This window comes from Porphyromonas circumdentaria, assembly GCF_900167105.1.
Lineage (GTDB): Bacteria > Bacteroidota > Bacteroidia > Bacteroidales > Porphyromonadaceae > Porphyromonas > Porphyromonas circumdentaria.
The window spans coordinates 50,882-57,135 of record NZ_FUXE01000015.1; the positions used below are offsets into that span (position 1 = coordinate 50,882).

The following is a 6,254-nucleotide window of genomic DNA, read 5'->3' on the forward strand; positions in this document are numbered from 1 at the left end:
TCTACGAGTATTGTATTCTTATGGGTAAAATCTGGGTTAGAAGCTGTATCCAAATCGGATGTAACCTCCGATGGGAATATTGCTCATAGCCCTACTGTTCAGTGAAAAAAACGGACTTACCCCAGCTGCAAAGAAGAAGCCCTCGGTAGCAGGCTGAAAACGCCACCCAAAGATGGGGCTTATACCAATGCCATAGTACTCCTTGCGAACATAATCTGTATCATAACCCCCCGAATAGGAATCATAGTTGTAATTACGAAAAGTCTCCACACTCCTCATAAAAGGAGTTACAACGACTCCCATTTCAAAGAAACTATTTCTGGTACCCATGAGGAAATTGAATCCAAGGGGAAGAGAAGCTATAACGAAATCGGGTGCGACAAATAGCCCCAAACCGGCACTACCCCCGAGGCCATTTACCTTTCCTTTCTCAAAACGTGCATCATAGTTGAACGTAACCCCCAACCCTGGCGTACCTACCTCGGCGAAGAGTACCTTTTTATACTTATTGGGGTTCATCTTAGCTTTTCTCTGTGCATGAGATGCGAGAGGGGAAGAGAGCATTGCTATAGAAGCAAGCAAAAAGATTATCTTTTTCATCATGTTGTTCATTGTGTGTTTATTAATTTAACTTTTAACACCCTATCTCGCGCCCAAAGGTAATAAAACCTTTCCTTTACAGCAAGCGGAATAAAGCCTATGAGAGCGCGCTCTTATACCGTATCAATAGATAATATTTGTAATTTTGCCCTCGCCTTTTACAAAAAACGAAGAATTATTTTACATGGAACAGACTCCACACTTGACCCCCATGCGTAAAACTGTCGTGGGTGTACAGTATCTATTCGTAGCCTTTGGGGCTACCGTACTGGTGCCTCTTCTCGTGGGCTTAGACCCTTCTACCGCACTCTTTTCGGCTGGTATCGGCACTCTACTCTTTCACTTAGTTACCAAGGGGCAAGTGCCCATTTTCTTGGGCAGTAGCTTTGCCTTCATTGCTCCTATCATTAAAGCCACAGAGCTATACGGTATGGGAGGCGCACTCTTTGGCATATTGGGGGTAGCTGCCGTGTATATTGTAATGTCTGCACTTATCCGCCTCTTCGGATTGAAATTCATCAACCGCCTTTTCCCCCCTATAGTCATCGGCCCCATCATTATGCTTATCGGGCTCTCGCTATCGGGGGCTGCGGTCAATATGGCGGCCAACAACTGGTTGCTTGCACTGGTTTCTCTCGCCACGGCTATATCGGTAACGCTCTATGCCAAAGGTATCATGAAGCTTATCCCCATATTCTGCGGGATATTGGTAGGATACTTTACCGATATGATCTTCTTTGGCATCGACTTTTCGGAGGTAGCCTCTGCCCCTTGGTTTGCTCTCCCACAGGTGGTACTGCCTAAGGAATTGAGCTGGGAACCCATACTCTTTATGATCCCCGTGGCTATTGCTCCTGTGATAGAGCATATCGGCGACGTCTACGTAGTCAATAGCGTTACGGGAAAAAACTTTGTCAAATCTCCAGGTCTGCATCGCACCATGCTGGGCGATGGTGTAGCTTGCCTTTTTGCTTCTCTGGTCGGAGCTCCTCCTGTAACAACCTACTCCGAGGTTACGGGTGCGATGTCGCTCACCAAAGTAACCGACCCCGTAGTGCTACGCATTGCAGCTATTACGGGTATCATCTTCTCAATGGTCGGAAAAGTTAGCGCACTTCTCAAAAGCATTGACCAAGCTGTTTTGGGGGGCATCATGCTGTTGCTGTTTGGAACAATTGCTGGAGCAGGCATCTCGAACCTACTCAACAGTAAAGTCAATCTATCAAGTTCTCGCAACATAGTAATCATATCGGTAACACTCACCACAGGTATCGGTGGGGCTATCCTGCAAATGGGTAGCTTCTCCCTATCAGGCATTGGGCTATCGGCTATCATTGCCGTACTTCTGAACCTTATCTTACCCGAAACGAAAGAGGACAAAGTGGAAGATAAAAAGTAATCCCTGCTCACAAGAGAGCGACCCCTCTCGGACAATGAACAGCACCGAATAGGAGGTTATACAGTGAAGAGCTCTGTGCCCTACTCGACAAGGCTCTCTTAACGGACTTCTACGTATCTCAAATAAACTGTATCAAATATCGATTTTATGAAAAAACTATTTCTCATTATGGCAACGCTTCTTGTTGCCCTCACTACGACCTCTGTGGTAAAGGCACAGAACGTACAGCTCCATTACGACTTTGGACACCTCGTAACCGACGATATGAAAGGACGCCCTGCCCTAACCACTACGGTAGAGATGTTCCGCCCCGACAAATGGGGTAGCACTTTCTTTTTCATCGATATGGACTACCAAAACTATGGGGTAAAAGCTGCCTACTGGGAGATTGCACGCGACCTCCGCTTCTGGGAGTTGCCTCTCTCGGTGCATTTGGAGTATAACGGAGGGCTGAGCAATGCCCTCTCTTATAAAGATGCCTACCTGCTCGGGACAAATTACTCCTACAACGCCGCGGACTTCTCCTATGGTTTTGGCATCACGCCCATGTATAAATACCTCGCCAAGCAAGCACAACCCCACTCCTATCAGCTAACTGGTACGTGGTACTACCACTTTGCTCAAGGGCTTCTTACATTCACTGGTTTTGCCGATTTATGGGGCGATAGAGACTTTGCGGGTAAGAATATGATGGTCTTCCTCATGGAGCCACAACTATGGTTCAACCTCAACAAACTCTCTTGCATAGCCGACGACTTTAACCTAAGCATCGGTACCGAAGTGGAAATGAGCTATAACTTCCCTGTCAAGAACGACCGCTTCTACGCCCTTCCTACCCTTGCTGTTAAGTGGAGCTTCTAAACATAGTGGAGCATCTATTCATCGTAACGTAGAAAAAATAGCAACTCATGAATTTTTTGAAACTATTGGGCTTCTCGCCCGAACGACACAAAGTGCGCACAGAGCTTGTTGCAGGGCTGACAACTTTCCTTACCATGAGCTATATACTTGCCGTAAACCCCTCCATCCTGAGTGCTACAGGTATGGACAAAGGGGCGGTCTTTACCGCTACGGCTCTTGCCTCGGCTATCGGTACCATATTGATAGCTTTCTTTGCCAAACTACCTTTTGCCCAAGCCCCCAGTATGGGTATCAACGCTTTCTTTGCTTTTACGCTCGTACTCGGTATGGGCTATAGTTGGGAAGCGGCACTTACGGCGGTTTTCGTAGAGGGGATTATCTTCATCTTGCTCACAGCGTTCAATATCCGCGAACAGATTGTACGCTGTATTCCCAAGAACCTCCGCTTTGCCATCTCGGCAGGTATTGGTATGTTCATTGCCTTTATCGGACTAAAGAATGCTGGTATTATCGTGGCTAACGAAGCTACTTTCGTTACGTTGGGCAAGTTTACACCTACGGCTATTCTCGCCTCTTTGGGGATTATTGTCAGTGCTGTGCTCATCGTACTCAAGGTGCGCGGAGCACTTTTCTACGGTATTATCATCTGTACTTTGGCGGGGATTCCTCTCGGTGTAACCAATCTTCCCGATGGCTTCGTACCCATTTCTACGCCTCAATCCTTAGCCCCCACCTTTTTGAAGTTTGACTTTGCTGCGATTTTCAACATGGATATGATGCTGACCATCTTTGCCCTCGTATTCATGGATATATTCAACACCATAGGTACACTCATCGGGGCGGCTGCCAATACCGAAATGATGGACGAAAACGGCAATGTGAAAAACGTAAAAGCAGCTATGATGGCAGATGCGGTAGCAACATCGGCAGGGGCTATGCTCGGTACCTCTACGGTAACTACATTCGTCGAGAGTGCCTCGGGTATTGCCGAGGGCGGGCGCACAGGTCTTACTTCGTTTACGACGGCTATGCTCTTTTTGCTGGCACTCTTCTTCTCGCCACTCTTCCTGCTCATACCTGCCGCTGCTACCACGGGGGCGTTAGTACTGGTTGGGGTCTTTATGTTGAGTGCTATTCAGGAGATTGATCTCTCCGATATGTCGGAAGCGTTGCCCAGTTTTATTACGATGATTACGATGGTGCTGACGTACAATATTGCCGAGGGAATGGCACTCGGGCTCATCAGCTATACCCTTGTGAAACTCTTGAGCGGACAGTACAAACAGGTAAGTGTAACGCTCTACATCGTAACTGCGCTACTCATCTTGCGCTACATACTGCAGTAACGCCGCTAAAGGCTACGCCTAACACACAAAAAAGCACCTATCCCTATACTCCAAAGGTATGCGGATAGGTGCTCACAAAATCAAGCACTTGATTTCCCAAGTGCTTGTGTGTTGCTCTGGCTTTAGAGGCGCAGACAAACTTTACTACACTCACAGCCATTTTAATTGGGCCAGTCTTTTCATATGGTCACTTTATTTGAGATTTAGCTAGAATTGAAGGGGCAGAGAGGTTATTTCCCTAAAAATCCAGAGAGAATTTGAGATAGTAAATTCCCAGAGTGAATGGTCAACAGGAAATCAACTTCACTGTGTGGACTATTGGGTTATCGGGGCAGCGGAGCTTTTTGAGAGCGAGGATAGGCGATAAAAAGGGGCTGTGGTAAAATTCATTTTTGGCGCAGCCCCTTCTACGGTTTATGAGAAATCTTCCCTTAAAAAAGTAAAACTTTGGTATTTAACTGAAAATATGTAGATTTGCAAAAGAAAGAAGCTCTTGTGTTCTTTTTTTCTGGTAATCTGGTTTTAATAACAAACAGTAATGAAACAAATCAACAAAATGAAAAATCAAGTACTAAGGAACATGTCCGTGGCGATAGCTACGCTGTTTATTGTAATGTTTGCTATGCCTTTCATGGCAAAAGCGCAGACCGAATATAACCTCGAGATAGCAGGGGTTCAAGTAACGTCAGAGAATTGTGATGACCTTTCCGTTATTGATGGCGTTAGCGGAACAGTCGAGTATAATCCAGACACTAAGACCCTCACCCTGGAGGATGCAACGATTGAGGTAGGAGGAAATAACAAAAGATGCATCGAATCAGGAGTAGAAAATCTTACGATTGTAGTCAAAGGGACATGTAATCTTTCTACTGCAAAAGCTGCTATTTTTTTAAGAGAAAATACAACTATTACGGGCGGAGGAACGCTTTCCGTGGCATCAGCCGATAACTGTGGAATTTACCTGAAAAAAACTCCTCTTACTATTGATGGCTGTCGTGTAGAAGCCAAAGGCGAATGGGGCATAGCGGGAAAGGATGGAGAGAACGGGGAGCATCTTACCATCAAGAATGCAACGGTAACCGCAGAAGGGAGCAAGGGCTCCATCTGCGACTTGGCATCGCTTACGCTCGAGGGCTGTAAAATCACCGAACCAGTAGGGGCGGCGTTTAACAAAGGTGCGCATGCCGTATGTGATGCCGATGGCAATATCATCAAAAGTAAGATTGTCATAAAGCCCACAGAAGCAGTTACCGAATATAAACTCAAGATAGCAGGGGTTAAAGTAACGTCAGAGAATTGCAACGACCTCTCCGTTATTGATGGCGTTAGCGGAACAGTCGAGTATAATCCAGACACTAATACCCTCACGCTGGAGGATGCAATGATTGAGATAGAAGGAATATGCATCGAATCAGAAGTAGAAAATCTTACGATTGTAGTCAAAGGAACATGCAGTCTCTCGTCCCATGGAACTTCTGTTAGCATTTATAAAAATACAACTATTACGGGCGGAGGAACGCTTTCCTTGGCATCAGCCTATGACGTCGGAATTTACTTGAAAGATACCCATCTTACTATTGATGGCTGTCGTGTGGAAGCCAAAGGCAATTGGGGCATAGCTGGATATGATGGAGAGAGTGGAGAGCATCTTACCATCAAGAATGCAACGGTAACCGCAGAAGGTACGGAGGGCTCCATCTGCGACTTGGCATCGCTTACGCTCGAGGGCTGTGGAATCACCGAACCAGCAGGGGCGACATTTAACGAAGGTAAGCATGCCGTATGTGATGCATCTGGCAATATTACCAATAAGATTGTCATAAAGCCCACAGTTAAATACAACCTCAAGATAGCAGGGGTTCAAGTAACGTCAGAGAATTGCAACGACCTCTCCGTTATTGATGGCGTCAGAGGAACAGTTAAGTACAACCCGAGCAGTAATACCCTCACGCTTGAGGATGCAACAATTGATGTAGGAGATGGTAAAAACTGCATTTTCGCAAGAAAGGGAGCTGTAGCTCTTACAATTGTAGTCAAAGGAACATGTA

Annotated in this window: 5 protein-coding genes; 4 read left to right on the forward strand and 1 reads right to left on the reverse strand. The window is 46.1% G+C overall.

Annotation, left to right across the window (positions count from 1 at the left end; all coding sequences use genetic code 11):
- Positions 1-36 precede the first annotated feature (36 nt).
- Complete coding sequence (locus tag B5D06_RS07135; RefSeq protein WP_078737317.1) at positions 37-603, reverse strand: hypothetical protein; 567 nt, start codon at positions 601-603, stop codon at positions 37-39.
- Positions 604-784: 181 nt separating this feature from the next.
- Between B5D06_RS07135 and B5D06_RS07140 the strand changes: the two genes are divergently transcribed.
- From B5D06_RS07140 to B5D06_RS08995, 4 genes are all read left to right on the forward strand, one after another.
- Positions 785-1,999, forward strand: a complete 1,215-nt coding sequence (locus B5D06_RS07140; RefSeq protein WP_078737318.1) for a uracil-xanthine permease family protein — start codon at positions 785-787, stop codon at positions 1,997-1,999.
- Positions 2,000-2,146: 147 nt separating this feature from the next.
- A complete protein-coding gene (locus tag B5D06_RS07145; protein WP_078737319.1) occupies positions 2,147-2,860 on the forward strand; it encodes a nucleoside-specific channel-forming Tsx family protein in 714 nt (237 codons plus the stop codon).
- A gap of 47 nt (positions 2,861-2,907) precedes the next feature.
- Entirely contained in the window at positions 2,908-4,206 is a 1,299-nt protein-coding gene (locus B5D06_RS07150) for an NCS2 family permease (protein ID WP_078737320.1), read from the forward strand.
- A gap of 538 nt (positions 4,207-4,744) precedes the next feature.
- On the forward strand, positions 4,745-6,254 hold a 1,510-nt coding region (locus tag B5D06_RS08995), incomplete at its 3' end, for a hypothetical protein (protein ID WP_200804987.1).